11 protein-coding genes and 1 pseudogene are annotated in these 21606 nt (G+C 71.8%); 9 read left to right on the top strand and 3 right to left on the bottom strand.

The window, feature by feature from the left end:
• Positions 1–284 precede the first annotated feature (284 nt).
• On the top strand, positions 285–3281 hold the full coding sequence (locus tag ABD374_RS05540; RefSeq protein ID WP_344491562.1) for a bifunctional [glutamine synthetase] adenylyltransferase/[glutamine synthetase]-adenylyl-L-tyrosine phosphorylase: 2997 nt from the start codon (positions 285–287) through the stop codon (positions 3279–3281).
• Positions 3282–3550: 269 nt separating this feature from the next.
• Positions 3551–4123, top strand: a pseudogene (locus ABD374_RS05535) (amidohydrolase family protein); the annotation flags it as partial.
• A gap of 51 nt (positions 4124–4174) precedes the next feature.
• On the opposite strand, the gene ABD374_RS05530 reads toward ABD374_RS05535, so the two are convergent.
• From ABD374_RS05530 to ABD374_RS05520, 3 genes are all read right to left on the bottom strand, one after another.
• Entirely contained in the window at positions 4175–5065 is an 891-nt protein-coding gene (locus tag ABD374_RS05530; RefSeq protein ID WP_344491559.1) for a phosphatase PAP2 family protein, read from the bottom strand.
• Positions 5066–5140: 75 nt separating this feature from the next.
• Complete coding sequence (locus ABD374_RS05525; RefSeq protein ID WP_344491556.1) at positions 5141–6160, bottom strand: LacI family DNA-binding transcriptional regulator; 1020 nt, start codon at positions 6158–6160, stop codon at positions 5141–5143.
• Positions 6161–6185: 25 nt separating this feature from the next.
• Complete coding sequence (locus tag ABD374_RS05520) at positions 6186–7811, bottom strand: glycoside hydrolase family 13 protein (RefSeq protein WP_344491553.1); 1626 nt, start codon at positions 7809–7811, stop codon at positions 6186–6188.
• A gap of 300 nt (positions 7812–8111) precedes the next feature.
• On the opposite strand from ABD374_RS05520, the gene ABD374_RS05515 reads away from it, so the two are divergent.
• The 7 genes from ABD374_RS05515 to pulA all read left to right on the top strand — a co-directional run bounded on the left by ABD374_RS05515 (position 8112) and on the right by pulA (position 21579).
• Positions 8112–9386, top strand: a complete 1275-nt coding sequence (locus tag ABD374_RS05515; protein ID WP_344491550.1) for an extracellular solute-binding protein — start codon at positions 8112–8114, stop codon at positions 9384–9386.
• 19 nt (positions 9387–9405) lie between these two features.
• The gene (locus tag ABD374_RS05510; RefSeq protein ID WP_344491547.1) at positions 9406–10416 is read left to right on the top strand and encodes a carbohydrate ABC transporter permease; all 1011 of its coding nucleotides are present in this window, start codon (positions 9406–9408) and stop codon (positions 10414–10416) included.
• Positions 10413–11300, top strand: a complete 888-nt coding sequence (locus ABD374_RS05505) for a sugar ABC transporter permease (protein ID WP_425577140.1) — start codon at positions 10413–10415, stop codon at positions 11298–11300. Before ABD374_RS05510 ends, ABD374_RS05505 begins: the two co-directional genes overlap by 4 nt.
• 85 nt (positions 11301–11385) lie before the next feature.
• A complete protein-coding gene (locus tag ABD374_RS05500) occupies positions 11386–13050 on the top strand; it encodes a glycoside hydrolase family 13 protein (RefSeq protein WP_344492426.1) in 1665 nt (554 codons plus the stop codon).
• Positions 13035–14075 carry a LacI family DNA-binding transcriptional regulator gene (locus ABD374_RS05495; RefSeq protein WP_344491544.1) on the top strand — a complete coding sequence of 347 codons (1041 nt, stop codon included), beginning with the start codon at positions 13035–13037 and terminating at the stop codon, positions 14073–14075. Before ABD374_RS05500 ends, ABD374_RS05495 begins: the two co-directional genes overlap by 16 nt.
• Positions 14076–14494: 419 nt before the next feature.
• Complete coding sequence (locus ABD374_RS05490) at positions 14495–16201, top strand: carbohydrate-binding module family 20 domain-containing protein (protein WP_344491541.1); 1707 nt, start codon at positions 14495–14497, stop codon at positions 16199–16201.
• Positions 16202–16290: 89 nt separating this feature from the next.
• Positions 16291–21579, top strand: coding sequence for a pullulanase-type alpha-1,6-glucosidase (pulA, locus tag ABD374_RS05485; RefSeq protein WP_425577153.1), 5289 nt, complete (start codon positions 16291–16293; stop codon positions 21577–21579).
• Positions 21580–21606 lie beyond the last annotated feature (27 nt).

Raw genomic sequence — 21606 nt, 5'->3', positions numbered from 1 at the left:
GCGCTTTCGGTGTGCGGTGGTACGGCGTACGGACGGGTTGCGCCCAGGACGGCGCTGGTCATCGCGCTGACTGTGGAGCAGAAGTGAAGAGAGTGGCACGGGGCATCCGGTTCACCGGCACCGAAAACCGGTGATGTTGTACATGTCACTGGCCTTTTCCGTCACAGCCTTCTCCCAGCTCCACCGGGTGGGAGGCCGTCCCGCCGCTCCTGCGGATAGGCTCGTGATCCGGACCTTGACCGGGCGGTCGTACGGACCGTGGGACGGCCGGAGCAGGAGGCACAATGTCGGCGCCGGGACGCACGAGCAGCACCTTCACGCGGCTGCTGCGGCACGGTTTCACCGATCCGTCCGCCGCCGAGCGGCTCCTCGGCGCCCCCGAGCTCGCGGCCGTACGCGGCGACCCGGTGCTCCTCGACGCGCTCGGCGCGACCGCCGATCCCGACCTGGCGCTCCTCGGGCTCGTACGGCTGGCCGAGGCGCAGGACGACGCCGGGCGGCGGGTCCTCCTCGACACCCTCGTCACCGCCAAGCCGCTGCGGGACCGGCTGCTCGGGGTGCTCGGCGCGTCGGAGGCGCTCGGTGACCACCTGGCGCGCCACCCGCGCGACTGGCACGCGCTCGTCACGTACGAGGCGGCAGACCTGCACCCCGGGGTCGCCGAATTCGAGCAGTGCCTCGCCGGCGCCGCCGACCCGGTGTCGCTGCGGATCGCGTACCGGCGCTGCCTGCTGTCGATCGCGGCCCGCGACGTGTGCGGCACGACCGATGTCGCGCAGACCGCCGCCGAGCTGGCCGACCTGGCGACGGCGACCCTGCGCGCCGCGCTCGCCGTCGCCCGCGAGGCCGCCCCGGAGGACGCCGCGGCGTGCCGGCTCGCGGTGATCGCGATGGGCAAGTGCGGCGGCCACGAGCTGAACTACGTCTCCGACGTGGACGTGATCTTCGTGGCGGAGGCGCCGGAGGGGGCGCGGGGCGCCGACGAGGAGGAGGCGATCCGCGCCGCGACCCGGCTCGCCTCCCACCTGATGCGGATCTGCTCCGAGACGAACACCGAGGGCACGATCTGGCCGGTCGACGCGAACCTGCGGCCCGAGGGGCGCAACGGGCCGCTGGTGCGGACGCTCTCCAGCCATCTCGCGTACTACCAGCGCTGGGCCAAGACCTGGGAGTTCCAGGCCCTGCTCAAGGCGCGGCCGGTGGCCGGCGACCTCGCGCTGGGCCGGGAGTACGTCGAGGCCGTGTCACCGCTCGTGTGGCAGGCCGCCGAGCGCGAGAACTTCGTGCCCGACGTGCAGAAGATGCGCCGCCGCGTCGTCGACAACATCCCCGCCGCGCAGGTGGACCGGGAGCTGAAGCTGGGCCCCGGCGGGCTGCGGGACGTCGAGTTCGCCGTACAGCTCCTCCAGCTGGTGCACGGGCGCAGCGACGCGACGCTGCACCACGGGTCGACGCTCGGGGCGCTGAAGGCGCTCGCGGCGGGCGGGTACGTGGGGCGGGCGGACGCCGCGCAGCTGGACGAGGCGTACCGCTTCCTGCGCGCCATGGAGCACCGCATCCAGCTCTACCGGCTGCGCCGCACCCACCTCGTGCCGCAGGACGAGGCCGGTCTGCGGCGGCTCGGGCGTTCGCTGGGGCTGCGCACCGAGCCCGTCGCGGAGCTCAACCGGGCGTGGCGGCGGCACGCGGCGGTGGTGCGCCGGCTGCACGAGAAGATCTTCTACCGACCGCTGCTCGACGCGGTCGCCCAGCTCGCGCCCGGCGAGATCCGGCTCAGCCCCAAGGCGGCGGGGCAGCGGCTCGAAGCGCTCGGTTACGCCGATCCGGCCGCCGCGCTGCGGCACCTGGAGGCGCTCGCGTCCGGCGTGACGCGCAAGGCGGCCATCCAGCGGACGCTGCTGCCGGTGCTGCTGGGCTGGTTCGCGGACTCCGCCGACCCGGACGCCGGGCTGCTCGGCTTCCGCAAGGTGTCCGACGCGCTGGGCAAGACGCCGTGGTACCTGCGGCTGCTGCGGGACGAGGGGGCGGCGGCGGAGAACCTGGCGCGGGTCCTGTCGGCCGGGCGGCTCGCCCCCGACCTGCTGCTGCGGGCGCCGGAGGCGGTGGCGCTGCTCGGCGACCCGCAGGGGCTCAAGGCCCGCGACCGGGCGCCCCTGGAGCAGGAGGTGCTGGCCGCGGTCGGGCGGGCGGACGGTGCGGCGGCGGCGGTCGCGGCGGCGCGGGGGGTGCGGCGCCGGGAGCTGTTCCGTACCGCCGCCGGCGACATCATCGGGTCGTACGGAACCGAGGAGAGCCCGGCCGAGCGGGACCCCGGCGCGCTCGTCGACCGCGTCGGCAACGCCCTGACCGACCTCAACGCCGCCACGCTCGCCGGCGCGCTGCGGGCCGCCGTGCGGGAGCGGTGGGGAGACACGCTGCCGACGCGGTTCGCGGTGATCGGGATGGGGCGCTTCGGCGGCCACGAGCTGAGCTACGGATCCGACGCGGACGTCCTCTTCGTGCACGAGCCGCGCGAGGGCGCGGACGAGCAGGAGGCGGCGCGGGCCGCGAACACGGTCGTCGCCGAGATGCGGCGGCTGCTCCAACTCCCCACCTCCGACCCGCCGTTGCTGATCGACGCGGACCTGCGGCCGGAGGGCAAGAGCGGACCGATGGTGCGTACGCTCGCCTCCTACGCGGCGTACTACCGGCGGTGGTCGCTGGCCTGGGAGAGCCAGGCCCTGCTGCGCGCGGAGCCGGTGGCGGGGGACGCGGACCTCGGGCGGCGGTTCGTCGAGCTCGTCGATCCGCTGCGGTACCCGCGGGCGGGGCTCGGCGAGGAGGCGGTGCGCGAGATCCGGCGGCTCAAGGCGCGCATGGAGTCCGAGCGGATGCCGCGCGGGGCGGACCCGACGCTGCACGCGAAGCTGGGCCGGGGCGGGCTCAGCGACGTCGAGTGGACGGTCCAGCTGCTCCAGATGCGGCACGGGGCGGCGGAGCCGGCCCTGCGGACCACCCGCACGCGCGAGGCGCTGGCCGCAGCCCGGGCGGCGGACCTCATCGCGGCGGACGACGCGGCGGTGCTGGACGAGGCGTGGGTACTGGCGACGCGGGTGCGCAACGCGGTGATGCTGGTCCGGGGGCGGGCGGGCGACACGTTCCCCTCGGACGCGCGCGAACTGGGCGCGGTGGCGCGGTACCTGGGATACGAGGCGGGGCACATGGGGGACATGCTCGACGACTACCGGCGCACGACGCGGCGCGCGCGGGCAGTCGTCGAGGAGCTGTTCTACGGCGGCTGAGACCTGCCGCGTCCAGTACGCCGAGAGGCGCGTGTCCAGCGCGGCGGTCCACTGCGCCAGGTCCATGTCCGCGCAGCCGAAGGTGACCGGCGGGCAGCCGCCCGGGTGCAGATCGACGGCGTCCTCGCGGGCGACGGACACGGCCTCCGGCCCGGACCGCCCGCGCCCGGCGGACCCGGAGAGGAAGAAGTCGGCCTCCTGCCAGTGGGGCGCCGCCCGCCGGCCCCGCATCCGGGCCGGCCAGGTGCCCACCTTCACCTCGGCCTCGTGCGGACGGTGACGCCGCCGTGCGCCACGTCCTGGACACCGTCGAAACCCCCGGCGCGGTCGGACGGCTGCGCCACCGCGTCGAGCACGTCGAGACCGTCCCCGGGGACCGGACCGCCCGCTCCGCCGAGCTCGGCGTGATCGCCTCGATGCAGCCGCCCCACACCGCGTACACCCGCGCCGGCCACACCGGCGAACGGTCCAAGCGCCTCGGCGGCGGACGCGCGGCCCGCGCCTGGCGCTGCCGCGACCTGCGCGACGCCGGGGCCGTCCTGGCCCTCGGCTCGGACCGGCCCATCGCCCACTACGACGCCCGCCAGGTCCTGGCCACCGCCCGCGCCCCGCGCGGCGCCGCAGGGGCCGGCCGCGCGCTGACCGGTCTGATGGCGCTGGGGGGCTGCACCACGCACGCGGCGGTGGCGGCGGGCGAGCAGACCGTCCCGGGCCGCATCGCCCCGGGTCTGCGGGCCGACCTGACGGCCTTCGGCCCGGACCCGGTGGAGGCCCCGGCCGACGAGGTGGCCCGGGCGCCCGTACGCCTGGACGTGACCGGCGGCTGGATCACGCGCCGGGGCCGACGGACCCGGCGCGGGCGCCGCTCCTGCGGCCGCGCCCGGATCTTTCGGCTACGCCCGGACCGGCCACGCCCGGCGGCCGGTCCGGGGCCGCGACACGTCCCCGTCGACCAGCTTCGGCAGGCGGTGCGGCAGGACGCCGTACCAGGCGCCGCTGAGGGCGTAGCCGAAGGAGAGGCAGAGCATGCCGCCGACCGCGTCCAGCCAGAAGTGGTTGGCGGTGGCGACGATCACGACCAGGGTGGCCGTGGGGTAGAGCAGGCCGAGGACCTTAGCCCAGGGGACGGTGGCCACGGCGAAGATCGTCAGGCCGCACCAGAGGGACCAGCCGATGTGCATCGAGGGCATCGCGGCGTACTGGTTCGACATGTTCTTGAAGTTGCCCGAAGCCATCGAGCCCCACGTCTGGTGCACCAGGACCGTGTCGATGAAGCCCTGCCCGTTCATCAGGCGGGGCGGCGCCAGCGGGTACAGGTAGTAACCGAGCAGGGCGATTCCCGTGGTCGCGAAGAGGACGAGGCGGGTCGCCGCATAACGGCCGGGATGCCAGCGGAAAAGCCAGACCAGGACGCCGATCGTGACGATGAAGTGCAGCGTCGCGTAGTAGTAGTTCATCGACACGACGAGCCATGTCACCGAGTTCACGGCGCGGTTGACGGTCTCCTCGACCGCTATCCCGAGGGTCTGCTCGGCCTGCCAGATCCAGTCCGCGTTGCGCAGGGCCGCGGCCTTCTGCTCCGGCACGGCGTTGCGGATCAGCGAGTACGTCCAGTAACTGACCGCGATCAGCAGGATCTCGAACCAGATCCGCGGACGGCGGGGCGAACGAAGCCGCTTCAGGGCCGCCGACCGGACGGACGGCCGATGCTGCCCGTCGTCCGCGCTGGGTGAGGGGGCGGCGGCCGCCCGGCCTTCCACAGTCTTCACGGTCAGTTCACCCATGGGGAGAGAGTCTGCCAGATGAGGACCACCCCTCCGATCATCCTCCGGTCGGGGGGTGCTCGCACGCGCTGAGCCCTACGGACGGGGCCCCGACGCCGTGGAACCACGGACGACCAGCTCGGGCATGAAGACGAACTCGCTGGGCGGGGCGGGGGTGCCGCCGACCTCTTCGAGGAGGGTGCGGACCGCGGCCTGCCCCATCGCCGTCACCGGCTGTCTGATGGTCGTCAGGGGAGGGTCGGTGAACGCTATGAGCGGCGAATCGTCGAAGCCGACCACCGAGATGTCACGCGGTACGTCCAGACCCAGGCGGCGGGCGGCGCGGATCGCTCCCAGCGCCATCATGTCGCTGGCGCACACGATCGCCGTGCAGCCCCGCTCGATCAGGGCCGAGGCGGCGGCCTGGCCGCCCTCCAGGGTGTAGAGGGAGTGCTGGATCCGCTCCTCGGCCTCCTCGGGGGTGAGGCCGAGCCGCTCCTGCATGGCGGTCCGGAACCCCTCGATCTTGCGGAGTACGGGGACGAACCGCTTCGGGCCGACGGCCAGGCCGATCCCGGTGTGGCCCAGCGACGCCAGGTGCGTCACGGCCAGCCGCATCGCCGCCCGGTCGTCGGGCGAGATGAAGGGCGCCTGGACCTTCGGGGAGAAGCCGTTGACCAGGACGAAGGGGACACCCTGGGCGCGCAGCTGCTCGTAGCGCTGCATGTCGGCGGTGGTGTCCGCGTGGAGTCCGGAGACGAAGATGATGCCGGAGACGCCGCGGTCCACGAGCATCTCGGTGAGCTCGTCCTCGGTGGACCCGCCGGGGGTCTGGGTGGCGAGGACGGGGGTGTAGCCCTGGCGGGTCAGGCCCTGGCCGATGACCTGGGCGAGCGCCGGGAAGATCGGGTTCTCCAGCTCGGGGGTTATGAGGCCGACCAGCCCCGCGCTGCGCCTGCGCAGCCGGACGGGGCGCTCGTATCCGAGGACGTCGAGCGCGGCGAGTACGGATTCGCGGGTGGCCGCGGCAACCCCCGGCTTGCCGTTGAGCACGCGGCTGACCGTCGCTTCACTGACCCCCGCCTGGGCTGCGATGTCGGCAAGCCGTGCGGTCATGGGAGTGGACTGTACCGGGCGCATGTCAGATTGCCCACCAAGCGCAGGAATCGGGCGGGAGGGTGACGGCGCCGTCGTGCACGGCGGGGGCGTCGGAGGCGATCAGCAGGCGCCCCGGGGCGGGGAGTCCGGCGGGGCGGGCCGTGGTGTTGAGCGTGCAGACGAAGCCGGGGCGGCCGAAGACCAGCAGGCCGTCGGGGTGACCGCCCAGGGCCTGCTGCCAGGTGATCGGTCCGTCCCCCAGGCCCGGGAGCTCGCGGCGCAGGGCCAGCGCGGAGCGGTAGAGCTCCAGGGTGGAGTGCGGGTCACCGGTCTGGGCCCCGACGGTCAGGTCCTTCCAGGTGTCGGGCTGCGGCAGCCAGGACGGGGCGGCGGACTCGGGGGAGAAGCCGTACGGCGGCGCGTCGCCCGACCAGGGCATCGGCACCCTGCATCCGTCGCGCAGACCGTCCTGGCCGTCGCTGCGGAAGAAGGACGGGTCCTGGCGGACCGCGTCGGGCAGGCCGGTGACCTCGGGCAGGCCCAGCTCCTCACCCTGGTAGAGGTACGCCGAACCGGGCAGCGCCAGCATCAGCAGCGCGGCGGCGCGGGCCCGGCGCAGGCCCAGCGCGTCGTCCCCGCCGCCGTACCGGGTGGGGTGGCGGACCACGTCGTGGTTGGACAGGACCCAGGTGGTGGGGGCCTCGACCAGGGTGGTCGCGGCGAGCGACGCCTCGATGACGGCACGCATCGCCTGCGCGTCCCACGGACAGTTCAGGAACTGGAAGTTGAACGCCTGGTGCAGCTCGTCGGGGCGCACGTACAGGGCGAGGCGCTCGGGGGAGGGGGCCCACGCCTCGGCGACGCCGATCCGCTCGCCGTCGTACGAGTCGAGGAGCCTGCGCCAGGAGCGGTGGATGTCGTGGACGCCGTCCTGGTCGAAGAAGGGCAGGACCTGGGAGCCGATCATCTTGGCCTGCTCGCGCGCGCCGATGTCGGGCAGCCCCTCCGCCTTGATCATGCCGTGGGCGACGTCGACCCGGAAGCCGTCCACGCCCAGGCCCAGCCAGAAGCGCAGGATCGACTCGAACTCCTCGTGGACCTCGGGGTTGTGCCAGTTGAGGTCGGGCTGCTGGGGCGCGAAGAGGTGCAGGTACCAGTCACCGTCGGGGACGCGGGTCCAGGCGGGGCCGCCGAAGACCGACTCCCAGTCGTTGGGCGGGAGTTCGCCGGCGGTGCCCCGGCCGGGGTGGAAGTGGTAGCGGTCGCGGGCCGGGCCGCCCTGCCGGTCCGCCAGGGCGGCGCGGAACCACGCGTGCTGGTCGGAGGTGTGGTTCGGGACGACGTCGACGATCACCCGCAGGTCCAGGTCGTGCGCCGCGTTGATCAGCTCCGCCGCGTCGTCGAGGGTGCCGAAGAGCGGGTCGACGGTGCGGTAGTCGGCGACGTCGTAACCGCCGTCGGCCTGCGGCGAGGCGTAGAAGGGGGTCAGCCAGACCGCGTCGGCGCCCAGGGCGGCCACGTGCGGCAGGCGCTCGCGGATGCCGCGCAGATCGCCGATGCCGTCGCCGTCGCTGTCCGCGAAGGAGCGCACGTACACCTGGTAGATGACGGCGTCGCGCCACCAGCCGCGCGCCGGGGTCGTCCGGGTGGCTGCGAGCTCCTGCGTCATGAAGGTCCCTCTCGTACGGGCGGGCCGGATCGGTCACTACGAGATCAACGCGGACAGATCCTGAAAGTAACAGTCCTGCAAGTCTTTGCGGTAGTGCTTGCAGGAGCGGCCGCAGTCCATTAAGTCCTCTGCCGCCCGCCTGACAAGGGGTTCGACGGCAACTGTGAGGACACGCCGATGTAACGATCGGCTGCTCTTGCGGAAAATCTTCGCAAGCTCTTTCGGACTTCTTTCATCCTTGTTACGTTCCTCGACGACCCGGCGCCGCGACGGAGCGGTTCGGCAGTTGAAGGAGTTCAGATGCGACGTGGCACAACGGCCACCGCCCTGGTCGCGACCCTGGCGCTCGCGGCGACGGCTTGTGGTGGCGACAGCGGTGGCACCGGTGAGAAGAAGGCCTCGGGCGAGCTGTCCGGCACCGTCACCTGGTGGGACACCTCGACCGTCGGCAGTGAGGACAAGGTCTTCAAGAAGCTCGCCGAAGGCTTCGAGAAGAAGCACCCGGACGTCGACGTCCAGTACGTCAACGTCCCCTTCGGCGAGGCGCAGAACAAGTTCAAGAACGCCGCCCAGTCCGGCTCCGGCGCCCCCGACGTGATCCGCTCCGAGGTCGCCTGGACCCCCGAGTTCGCGGACCTCGGCCTGCTGGCCCCGCTGGACGGCACGGCCGCGCTCAAGGACGACAAGGACTTCCTGGCGCAGGCCGCGGCCAGCACCAGGTACGACGGCAAGACGTACGCGGTGCCGCAGGTCATCGACTCGATGGGCCTCTTCTACAACGAGAAGATCTTCAAGGACGCCGGCGTCGAGGTGCCGAAGACGATCGACGAGCTGAAGACCGTCTCGAAGAAGATCAAGGACAAGACCGGCAAGACCGGCCTCTACCTGCGCGGCGACGACGCGTACTGGTTCCTGTCCTTCCTCTACGGCGAGGGCGGCGACCTGGTCGACGCCAAGAGCAAGACCGTCACGGTCGACCAGGAGCCCGGCGTCAAGGCGATGAAGGTCGTCAAGGAGCTGGTCGACTCCGGGGCGGCGAAGACCGACGCCACCGACGGCTGGGAGAACATGCAGGCGGCGTTCAAGGACGGCAAGGTCGCCATGATGATCAACGGCCCGTGGGCCGTCGCCGACACCTTCGCCGGCAAGGAGTTCAAGGACAAGGCCAACCTGGGCATCACCACGGTCCCGGCCGGCAGCAAGGGCCAGGGCGCCCCGCAGGGCGGCCACAACCTCGCCGTCTACGCGGGCTCCAAGAACCTCGAGGCCTCGTACGCCTTCAGCGAGTACATGACCTCCGCCGAGAGCCAGGACCTGGTCGCCAAGGAACTGAACCTGCTCCCGACCCGTACCTCGGTCTACTCCCGGCCGGGCGCCTCCGGCAGCCAGATCGTCGGCTTCTTCAAGCCCGTCGTCGACAAGGCCGTCGAGCGCCCCTGGATCCCCGAGACCGGCAGCCTCTTCGCGCCGCTGGTCACCGAGTACACCAAGGTCCTCACCGGCCAGACCACCCCGGAGAAGGGCGCCAGGACCACCGGCGACCAGTACCGCAAGCTCCTCAAGGGCTGGAAGTAACAGAAAGGCAGGCCGACTGATGGCTGTCCACACCAGCCAGTCGGTGGCGAAGGCCGCGGGCGACGACGTCGCCCGCGGCCCCAGCCGCGGTGCTGGCAAAGCTCCGGGCAGGCTCCGGCGATCGCTCTCGACCCACTGGTACGCCTGGACCATGGTCGCCCCGGTGGTGATCGTGATCGGCGTGATCATCGGGTACCCGCTGGTCCGCGGCGTCTACCTGTCGCTGACCGACGCCGACGAGCGCAACGTCGCGCGCAGCATCGGCGTCAACCACCTCCCCGCCACGTACGAGTTCGTGGGGCTGGACAACTACGCCGACGCGCTCACCGGCTCCCAGTTCCTCGACACCCTCGGCTGGACGCTGGTGTGGACGGTCTCCTGCGTCAGCATCACCTTCCTGCTGGGCCTGGGGCTCGCGAACATCCTCAACCGCAGGATCGCCGGCCGGTCCGTCTACCGGATGATGCTGATCCTGCCGTGGGCCATCCCCGGCTTCGTCTCCGTCTTCGCCTGGCGCTTCCTCTACAACGAGGACCGCGGCTTCCTGAACCGGATCCTGGCCGGCGGCGGCATCGACGCGGTCCCGTGGCTCAACGACCCGACGATGGCGAAGGTCTCGGTCATCGCCGTCAACGTCTGGCTCGGCGTGCCGTTCATGATGGTCGCCCTCCTCGGCGGCCTCCAGTCCATCGACAGCGCCCAGTACGAAGCCGCCGAGATGGACGGGGCCAGCGCCTGGCAGCGCTTCCGGCACATCACCCTGCCGGGACTGCGCCCCGTCAGCTCCACCGTGATCCTGCTGTCCACGATCTGGACCTTCAACATGTTCCCGGTGATCTTCCTGCTCACCCGCGGCGGGCCCGGCGACGCCACCCAGATCCTGGTCACCCAGGCGTACAAGTTCTCCTTCGAGATCAGCCCCCGCGACTACGCGCAGTCCTCCACCTGGGGCGTACTGATCCTGATCCTCCTGATGCTCTTCGCCGCGGTCTACCGGCGAGTGCTCCGCAAGCAGGGAGACGTCTGGTGACCACTGCCCCCCATGCCCCCGCCCCGGCCTCCGCGAACGTCCCGGTGAACGCCCCGCTCCGCGGCCGGCGCTCCCCGCTGGCCTCGGCCGGTCTGCACGTCACGCTCGTCGTGGCGTCGGTGATCGCCGTGTTCCCCGTGCTGTGGGTCCTGCTGACCTCGCTCAAGCCGGCGGCGTACGCGACGTCCACCGACTTCTTCAAGGACACGACGTTCGAGAACTACACCGGCCTGCTGCGTGACACGCCGTTCCTCACCTGGTTCGGGAACTCGCTGCTCGTCGCGGGCCTGTCCACGGTCCTCGGCGTCTTCGTCGCCGCCACGACCGGCTACGCCGTGAGCCGCTTCCGGTTCCCCGGCAAGCGCGGCCTGATGTGGACCCTGCTGATCACCCAGATGTTCCCGGTCGCGGTCCTGATCGTGCCGATCTACAACATCATGTCGAGCATGGGCCTGCTCAACCGGCCGGCCGGCCTGGTGATCACCTACCTCACCATCTCCGTGCCGTTCTGCGCCTGGATGATGAAGGGCTTCTTCGACACCATCCCGCGCGAGATCGACGAGTCGGGCCAGGTCGACGGCCTCACCCCGTTCGGCACCTTCTGGCGGCTGATCCTGCCGCTCGCCAAGCCGGGCATCGCGGTGACCGCGTTCTACTCCTTCGTCACCGCCTGGGGCGAGGTGGCGTACGCCTCCGCCTTCATGGTCGGCGACGAGAACATGACCCTCGCGGGCGGCCTCCAGAAGTTCGTCAACCAGTACGGCGCCCAGTGGGGCCCGATGGCCGCGGCCTCCGTGCTCATCGCGATCCCGGCGGCGCTCGTCTTCCTCTTCGCCCAGCGCCACCTGGTGACCGGTGTGTCCGCCGGAGCCGTCAAGGGCTGACCGCCCTCTCCTTTTCCGTATGCCGGCGCCGGGCCCGCACCGAGGACCCGGCGCCGCTCCCGCCTCCATGACTTCCAGGGACGACATGACCCAGCACCTCGCTGCTCCCACCGCCCCCGCCCGCGGAAACCGCACCGGCTGGTGGCGTGACGCGGTGATCTACCAGGTCTATCCGCGCAGTTTCGCCGACGGCAACGGCGACGGCATGGGCGATCTCGAAGGGGTGCGCGGCCGGCTCCCGTACCTCAAGGAGCTCGGCGTCGACGCCGTCTGGCTCAGCCCCTTCTACGCGTCGCCGCAGGCCGACGCCGGTTACGACGTCGCCGACTACCGGGCCATCGACCCGATGTTCGGCACCCTCCTCGACGCCGACGCCCTGATACGCGACGCCCACGCCCTGGGCCTGCGCATCATCGTCGACCTGGTGCCCAACCACTCCTCCGACCAGCACGAGTGGTTCAAGCGCGCGCTGAAGGAGGGCCCCGGCTCGCCGCTGCGCGACCGCTACCACTTCCGCCCCGGCAAGGGCGTGAACGGCGAACTCCCGCCCAACGACTGGGAGTCCATCTTCGGCGGCCCCGCCTGGACCCGTACGACGGACCCGGACGGCACGCCCGGCGACTGGTACCTGCACCTCTTCGCGCCCGAGCAGCCCGACTTCAACTGGGAACACCCGGCCGTCGCCGACGAGTTCCGCTCCATCCTCCGCTTCTGGCTCGACATGGGCGTCGACGGCTTCCGCATCGACGTGGCGCACGGCCTGGTCAAGGCGGACGGCCTGCCCGACCTCGGCGGCCACGACCAGCTGAAGCTGCTCGGCAATGACGTCATGCCCTTCTTCGACCAGGACGGCGTCCACGAGATCTACCGCTCCTGGCGGCAGATCCTCGACGAGTACCCGGGCGAGCGCATCGGCGTCGCCGAGGCGTGGACGCCGACCGTGCAGCGCACGGCCAACTACGTGCGCCCCGACGAGCTGCACCAGGCGTTCAACTTCCAGTACCTGGGCACCGACTGGGACGCGGCCGCGCTGCGCGAGGTCATCGACGTCTCGCTCGCCGCGATGCGACCGGTCGACGCGCCCGCCACCTGGGTGCTGTCCAACCACGACGTGACCCGGCACGCGACCCGGTTCGCCAACCCGCCGGGCCTCGGCACGCAGATCCGCACCCCCGGCGACCGCGAGCTCGGCCTGCGCCGGGCCCGCGCGGCGACGCTGCTGATGCTGGCGCTGCCCGGATCGGCGTACATCTACCAGGGCGAGGAACTCGGGCTGCCCGACGTCACCGACCTGCCCGACGAGGCCCGCCAGGACCCGTCGTTCTTCCGCGCGGAGGGCCAGGACGGCTTCCGCGACGGGTGCCGCGTGCCGATTCCGTGGACGGCCGGGGGGCCGTCCCACGGTTTCGGCACGGGCGGCAGCTGGCTGCCGCAGCCGGCCGGCTGGGGCGAGCTGAGCGTCGAGACGCAGACCGGCGACCCGGCGTCGACCCTGGAGCTGTACCGCTCGGCGCTGGCCGTACGCCGCGAACACCCCGGCCTGGGCGCCGGCACGGACGTGGCGTGGCTGGACGCGCCCGAGGGCGTGGTCGCCTTCGCGCGCGAGGGGTTCGTCTGCACGGTCAACACGACGGGCACGGCGGTGCGCATCCCCGCACCCGGTCGCGCGCTGCTCGCCAGCGCCGAGACGACCGTGCGCGAGGGCGATGTCGACCTGCCGGCGGACACCACGGTGTGGTGGACGGTGTGACCGTTCCCGCGCCGCCCCGGCTGGCGCACATAGCGGAGCACGCCTCCGTCAGCGAGGCCACCGTGAGCCGGGTCCTGAACGGCAAGCCGGGCGTCGCGGACACCACGCGCCAGCGGGTGCTCGCGGCGCTCGACGTCCTCGGGTACGAGCGGCCCGTGCGGCTGCGCCGGCGCAGCGCGGGCCTGATCGGGCTGGTGACGCCCGAGCTGACCAACCCGATCTTCCCGGCGTTCGCCCAGGTCGTCGAGCAGGTCCTGGCCGGGCACGGCTACACGCCGGTGCTGTGCACCCAGCTGCCGGGCGGGGCGACGGAGGACGAACTCGTCGAGCAGCTGGTGGAGCGGGGGGTCGGCGGCATCGTCTTCCTGTCCGGGCTGCACGCCGACCTGTCGGCCGACCCCGCGCGGTACGGCCGGCTGGCCGAGCGCGGGGTCCCGTACGTCCTGATCAACGGCTACAACGAGGCGATCAGCGCGCCCTTCGTGTCGCCGGACGACCACGCCGCGATGCGGATGGCCGTCGGCCACCTCGCCGAGCTGGGCCACGAACGGATCGGCCTCGCGGTCGGCCCGCGGAGGTACGTCCCGTCGCGCCGCAAGCGGGAGGGGTTCACCGACGCGCTCGCCGGCCTGTCGCGGACGTCGCGGGACGAAGCCGAATCCCTGGTCCAGCACACGCTGTTCAGCGTCGAGGGCGGCCGGGCGGCGGCGGGCGCACTGCTCGGCAAGGGGTGTACGGGCATCGTCTGCGGCAGCGACATGATGGCGCTGGGCGTGGTGCGGGCGGCGCGCGAGCGCGGGCTCGACGTGCCGGACGACGTCTCGGTGGTGGGCTTCGACGACTCGCAGCTGATCGCCTTCACCGATCCGCCGCTGACCACGGTCCGCCAGCCGGTGCAGGCGATGGCGACGGCGGCGGTCGGGGCGCTGCTGGAGGAGCTGGGCGGCAGCCCGGTCCAGCGCACGGAGTACGTGTTCCAGCCGGAGCTGGTGGTGCGGGGCTCCACGGCGCAGAAGCGCGCGTAGCGGAACGCCCCGCCGAGGGGCGGGCGGCAGGGGGCGGGCGGCAGGGGAACCCCGGGCCTGCCCAGGGAGGGCCGCGGGGAGTCGACGGTCCGGGGGGTCCCCTGTCGTACCCGACCCGGCCGGTCGGGCGCGTGGGGCCCGGACCTGCCGGACCCCCGGCCGGCCGGGCCGGAGTCGTGGAGAACCTAGCAGTTCCGCAACACCTTGCGAAAGGGCTTGCAAGAAGAAATTCGCCAGGTTTCCCGCAGGTGAGCGGAGTGTGTCACAAGGGTTGACCGCGCTGGTGAGGGCTCGTACGGTCTGCCCCGCGGCAAGTTTTCAACTATTGCTGCAAGAACATTCAAGCCTTGAGGGCAAGGCGCGTTGCCGCGCGAGGCTGCACCGTCGCACCCGCACCTCCCCCCATGCAGGAGGAACACATGGCTCGCAGACCTTTCTCTGCCACCCTCGCCCTCGCCCTCGTGGCCGGCGCGGGGACCCTGGTGGCTCCCGCGGGCACCGCGCAGGCCGCCCCGCCCGGCGTCAAGGACGTCACCGCCGTCCTCTTCGAGTGGAAGTTCGACTCGGTCGCCAAGGAGTGCACGCGGACCCTCGGACCGGCCGGTTACGGCTCCGTCCAGGTATCCCCTCCGCAGGAGCACATCCAGGGCGGCCAGTGGTGGACGTCGTACCAGCCCGTCAGCTACAAGATCGCCGGAAGGCTCGGTGACCGCGCCGCGTTCGCGAACATGGTCAGCGCCTGCCACGGGGCGGGCGTGAAGGTCGTCGCCGACAGCGTCATCAACCACATGGCGGCCGGCAACGGCACCGGCACCGGCGGCTCCTCGTACGAGAAGTACGCCTACCCCGGCATCTACTCGGGCGCGGACCTGGACGACTGCCGCTCCCAGGTCAGCAACTACGGGGACCGGGGCAACGTACAGAACTGCGAGCTGGTCGGGCTCGCCGACCTGGACACCGGCGAGAGCTACGTGCGCGGCCGGATCGCGGCGTACCTGAACGACCTGCTCTCCCTGGGCGTCGACGGCTTCCGGATCGACGCGGCCAAGCACATGCCGGCCGCGGACCTCGCCGACATCAAGTCCCGGCTGAGCAACCCGGGCGTGTACTGGAAGCACGAAGCCATCCACGGCGCGGGCGAGGCGGTCTCGCCGGGCGAGTACCTCGGCTCGGGCGACGTGCAGGAGTTCCGCTACGGCCGGGGCCTCAAGCAGGTCTTCAACAACGAGAACCTCGCGAACCTCAGGAACTACGGCGAGGGCTGGGGCTTCATGGAGAGCGGCAAGTCGGCCGTCTTCGTGGACAACCACGACACCGAGCGCGGCGGCGACACCCTCAGCTACAAGGACGGCGCCACCTACACCCTCGCCAGTGTCTTCATGCTGGCCTGGCCGTACGGCTCCCCGGACGTCCACTCCGGGTACGCGTTCTCCGCCCACGACGCGGGGCCGCCGAACGGCGGAACCGTCAACGCCTGTCACAGCGACGGGTGGAAGTGCCAGCACGACTGGACCCAGATCAGGAGCATGGTCGGCTTCCGGAACGCGGCGCGCGGTCAGGGCGTCACGAACTGGTGGGACAACGGCGGCGACCGGATCGCCTTCGGGCGCGGTGACAAGGCGTACGTCGCCATCAACCACGAGGGCTCCTCGCTGACCCGCACCTTCCAGACCTCGCTCGCGGCCGGCACCTACTGCGACGTCCAGAACAACACCGCCGTGACGGTCGACGGCTCCGGTCGGTTCACGGCCACCCTCGGCGCCCACACCGCCGTCGCCCTGCACGTGAACGCCAAGACCTGCGCCGGCGGCGGCACCGGCCCGGCCCCGGTGACCGACGGCGCCTCCTTCAACGTCGACGCCACGACCACGGTCGGCCAGAACATCTACGTCACCGGCGACCAGTCCGCACTCGGCAACTGGAACACCGCCGCCGCGATCAAGCTGGACCCGGCGAGCTACCCGGTGTGGAAGCTCGACGTGTCCCTGTCCGCCGGCACGTCCTTCGCGTACAAGTACATCCGCAAGGACGCCTCCGGCAACGTCACCTGGGAGAGCGGCGCCAACCGCACGGCGACCGTCCCCGCGAGCGGCAGGGTCACGCTGAACGACGCCTGGCGCGGCTGACCCGCCCGCCCGTCTCCCGTACGTCCCTGCACCTTTGAGGAGTTCTCGCTGTGATACGCCCGCCCCTGCGAAGAGCGGCCGTCGGCGTCGTGAGCGTGGCGCTGTGCGCCGCGCTCGCACCCGCCGCACCGGCCGCCGCCGCGAAACCGCCCGCCCCGCCGTCGGACAGGGCCCTGGCCGCCGAGCCCGCGCGGCACGACCTGACCCGGGAGCAGTTCTACTTCGTACTGCCCGACCGGTTCGCGAACGGCGACACGGCCAACGACAGGGGCGGGCTCACCGGCTCACGCTTCGAAACGGGCTTCGACCCCACCGACAAGGGCTTCTACCAGGGCGGGGACCTCAAGGGCCTCACCCGGAAGCTCGACTACATCAAGGGCCTCGGCACCACCTCCCTCTGGATGGCGCCGATCTTCAAGAACAGGCCCGTGCAGGGGACCGGCAAGGACGCCTCGGCCGGCTACCACGGCTACTGGATCACCGACTTCACCCAGGTCGACCCGCACTTCGGCACCAACGCCGACCTGGAGAAGCTGATCGACAAGGCCCACGCCAAGGGCATGAAGGTCTTCTTCGACGTCATCACCAACCACACCGCCGACACCGTCGACTACGCCGAGAAGAAGTACGGCTACCGCTCCAAGGGCGCGTACCCCTACCTCGACAGGTCCGGCCGCCCCTTCGACGACCGCGAGGGCGTCCCGGGGATCGACGCCGACGCCTTCCCGTACACGCCCCAGCGGTCCGGGGGCGGCGGGAAGAAGGTCCCGGCCTGGCTCAACGACCCCACGATGTACCACAACCGGGGCGACTCGACCTTCGCCGGCGAGAGCTCCGAGTACGGCGACTTCGCCGGGCTCGACGACCTGTGGACCGAGCGTCCCGAGGTCGTCGACGGCATGGCGGACATCTACGAGAAGTGGGTCCGCGACTTCGACATCGACGGCTTCCGCATCGACACCGTCAAACACGTCGACCTGGACTTCTGGACCCAGTGGGCCACCGCCCTCGACGCGTACGCGAAGAAGCGGGGCCGCGACGACTTCTTCATGTTCGGCGAGGTCTACTCCGCCGACCCCCGGGTCACCTCGCCCTACGTGACGCGCGGCCGCCTCGACTCCACCCTCGACTTCCCGCTCCAGGACGCCATCCGCGCGTACGCCTCCCAGGGCGCGGCGGCCGGCCGGCCGGCCAAGGTCTTCGCCGAGGACTACCGCTACACCACCGACAAGGCCAACGCCTACCAGCAGGTCTCCTTCACCGGCAACCACGACATGGGCCGCATCGGAACCTTCCTCAGGCAGGACAACCCGAAGGCCGACGACGCCGAGCTGCTCGGGCGCGCCCGCCTCGCCAACGAGCTGATGTTCCTCTCGCGCGGCAACCCCGTCGTCTACTACGGCGACGAACAGGGCTTCACCGGCGCGGGCGGCGACAAGGACGCCCGCCAGACCCTCTTCGCGTCGAAGACCGCCGACTACCTCGACGACGACCAGCTCGGCACGGACCGTACGCACGCCTCCGACGCGTACGACACCACGCATCCCCTCTACCGGTCGATCGCCGCCCTGTCGAAGCTGACGAAGAACCACCCCGCGCTGCGCGACGGCGTACAGCAGGAGCTGCACGCGGAGGGCCCCGTCTACGCCTTCTCCCGCACGGACGCCGAGCGCGGCACCGAGTACCTCGTCGCCACCAACAACGCCGCCGGACCGAAGACCGTCGAGCTGACCGCCGGCACGGCGAACGCCGACTTCCGCACCCTGTACGGCACTTCGGGGACGGTACGCAGTGACGCCGGCCGCAAGGTGAAGATCACCGTGCCCGCGCTGTCGTCCGTCGTGCTCCGGGCGGCCGAGCCCCTGCCCGCGCCGACGGCCGCGCCGTCCCTCACCCTCGAGGCACCGGCCGCCGGAGCCACCGGCACCGTCGAGGTCAGTGCGGACGTCGAGGGCGGACAGCTCAACCGCGTCGTCTTCGCCGCCCAGAGGGGCGACGGCGCGTGGCGCACGCTCGGCTCCGCCGACCACGCCCCGTACAAGGTCACCCAGCACCTGGGCGATGACGTGAAGGCCGGAACCCCCCTCCGCTACAAGGCGGTCGTGGTGGACAGGGCCGGACGCACCGCGAGCGCCCTCGCCTCGACGACGGCCGGACAGGCCCCCGCGCCCGACCGGCCGACGGCCGTCGAGCGCGACCACGCCGTCGTCCACTACCAGCGCCCCGACGGCGACTACGACGGCTGGCAGCTGAAGTCCGGAGACAAGGCCGCAGCCTTCACCGGCCGCGACGCGTACGGCGCCTTCGCCTGGATCAAGCTCGCCGGGGGCGCCTCGTCCTCCTCCTTCCGCTACACCGTCGAGAAGAACGGCACGGCGGACGGCCCGCAGCGCACCGTCGACCTCGGCAGGACCGGCGAGGTCTGGATCGAGCAGGGCAAGGACGGCCAGGCCACGAAGGCCCCCGACGGCGCGTACCCGCCCCAGGACAAAACGAAGGCCGTACTCCACTACCAGCGCGCCGACGGGAACTACGACGGCTGGGGCCTGCACACCTGGACCGGCGCCAAGGAGCCCACCGACTGGTCCAAGCCGCTGATGCCGGTGAGGAAGGACACGTACGGCGCGACCTTCGAGGTCCCGCTCGCCGCGGGCGCCACCTCCCTCTCCTACATCCTGCACAAGGGCGACGAGAAGGACCTTCCCGGCGACCAGTCCCTCGACCTGGCGACGCACGGCCACGAGGTGTGGACGCTGGCCGGGCAGCCCGCGTACCTGCTGCCGCAGGCCGCCGGGGCGGCCTCGCTCGACCTGGCCAAGGCCGAGGCGCAGTGGATCGACAGGGACACGGTCGTCTGGAAGGTCAAGGCCACCGACGCCACCAGCCAGCAGCTCGTGTACGCCCGTGACGGCGGCATCTCCGTCGTCGACGGGGCGCTCTCCGACGAGGGCCGCTGGCTGCGCCTTTCCCCCTCCGCCCTCACCGACGCGCAGAAGGCGAAGTACCCGCACCTCAAGGACCACCCCGCCTTCACCGTCGACCCGCGCGACCGGGACCGGGTCCGCGAGGCCCTGCGCGGCCAGATCGTCGCCACCCAGCGGGCCGCGAACGGCGCCCTGCTCGCCGCCACGACTGTCCAGCTGCCGGGCGTGCTCGACGACACGTACAGCACCTCCGCCACCAAGGCGTCCCTCGGCCCCGTCTTCCGCAAGGGCCGCCCGACCCTCTCCCTCTGGGCCCCCACCGCCCAGCGCGTCGCCCTCGAACTCGACGGCAGGACCGTCCCGATGCGGCGCGACGAGCGCAGTGGCGTCTGGTCCGTCACGGGCACCAAGTCCTGGGCGGGCAAGCCGTACCGGTACGTCGTGCAGGTCTGGGCGCCCAGCGTCCAGAAGGCCGTCACCAACAAGGTCACCGACCCCTACTCCACCGCGCTCACCGCCGACTCCGCCCGCAGCCTCGTCGTCGACCTCACCGACCCGAAGCTGGCACCCCAGGGCTGGTCGACGCTCAAGAAGCCGGCCGCGACCCCGCTGCGCGACGCCCAGATCCAGGAGCTCCACGTCAGGGACTTCTCGGTCGCCGACCGTACCGCCAAGCACCCGGGGGAGTACCTCGCCTTCACCGACCGCGGCTCGAAGGGCATGGCCCACCTCGGCAGACTGGCCGAGGCCGGCACGTCGTACGTCCACCTCCTCCCCGTCTTCGACATCGGCACCGTTCCCGAGAAGAAGGCCGACCAGCGGCGCCCCGCCTGCGACCTCTCCGTGTACGCACCCGACTCCGACGAGCAGCAGGCGTGCGTGGCGAAGGCGGCGGCGAAGGACGCGTACAACTGGGGCTACGACCCGCTGCACTACACCGTCCCCGAGGGCTCGTACGCCAGTGATCCCGACGGCACCCGGCGCACGGTGGAGTTCCGGCAGATGGTCAAGGGCCTGAACGACTCCGGCCTGCGCACGGTCATGGACGTCGTCTACAACCACACCGTCGCGTCCGGCCAGGCCGACAAGTCCGTACTCGACAGGATCGTCCCCGGCTACTACCAGCGGCTGCTGGCCGACGGCAGCGTGGCCACCTCCACCTGCTGCGCCAACACCGCGCCCGAGAACGCCATGATGGGCAAGCTGGTCGTGGACTCCGTCGTCACCTGGGCGAAGGACTACAAGGTCGACGGCTTCCGCTTCGACCTCATGGGCCACCACCCGAAGGCCAACATCCTGGCCGTCCGCAAGGCGCTGGACGAGCTGACGCCCGCCCGCGACGGCGTGGACGGCAAGAAGATCGTCCTGTACGGCGAGGGCTGGAACTTCGGCGAGATCGCCGACGACGCCCGCTTCGAACAGGCCACCCAGAAGAACATGGCCGGCACGGGCATCGCGACCTTCTCCGACCGCGCGCGCGACGCCGTGCGCGGCGGCGGGCCCTTCGACGGGGACCCGGGCGTGCAGGGCTTCGCCTCCGGCCTCTACACCGACCCCAACCCGTCCGCCGCCAACGGCACCGAGGCCGAGCAGAAGGCCCGCCTCCTCCACTACCAGGACCTGATCAAGGTGGGCCTGACCGGCAACCTGGCGTCGTACACCTTCACCGACACCTCCGGCCGTACGGTCAAGGGCTCCGAGGTCGACTACAACGGCGCCCCGGCCGGCTACGCCTCCGCTCCCGGCGACGCCCTCGCCTACGCCGACGCCCACGACAACGAGACGCTGTACGACGCCCTGGCCTTCAAACTGCCGCGCGGGACCCCGGCGGCCGACCGGGCGCGGATGCAGGTACTGGCGATGGCGACGGCCGCGCTCTCGCAGGGCCCGGCGCTGTCCCAGGCGGGGACGGACCTCCTCCGTTCCAAGTCGCTCGACCGCAATTCCTACGACAGCGGTGACTGGTTCAACGCGATCCACTGGGACTGCGGGGACGGCAACGGCTTCGGGCGCGGCCTGCCGCCGGCGGCCGACAACAAGGACAAGTGGCCCTACGCCGAGCCCCTGCTGACCGGGGCCGCCCTGTCGCCGGACTGCCGGGACATCGAGGGGGCATCGGCGGCGTACGCGGACCTGCTGAAGATCCGCACGACGGAGAAGACCTTCAGCCTCACGTCGGCCGACCAGGTGCAGAAGGCGGTCTCCTTCCCCCTCTCCGGCAAGGACGAGACACCCGGCGTCATCACCATGCGCGCCGGCGACCTGGTCGTGGTCTTCAACGCGACCCCGTCGGAGCAGAAGCAGAGGGCCGCCGGCCTCGCGGACACGGCGTACGCCCTGCACCCGGTGCAGGCGGCGGGCGCGGACGCGACGGTCAGGAAGTCGGCGTACGACCCGGCCACAGGCACCTTCACGGTCCCGGCCCGGTCGGTCGCCGTCTTCACCAAGGAGTAACGAGGCCCTGCACGGGCCGGGGCCCGC

The sequence above is a fragment of the Streptomyces enissocaesilis genome (genome assembly GCF_039533765.1).
GTDB classification, from domain to species: domain Bacteria; phylum Actinomycetota; class Actinomycetes; order Streptomycetales; family Streptomycetaceae; genus Streptomyces; species Streptomyces enissocaesilis.
The sequence above is the reverse complement of the archived record's forward strand: the minus strand, read 5'-3'. Positions and strand labels throughout refer to the sequence as shown.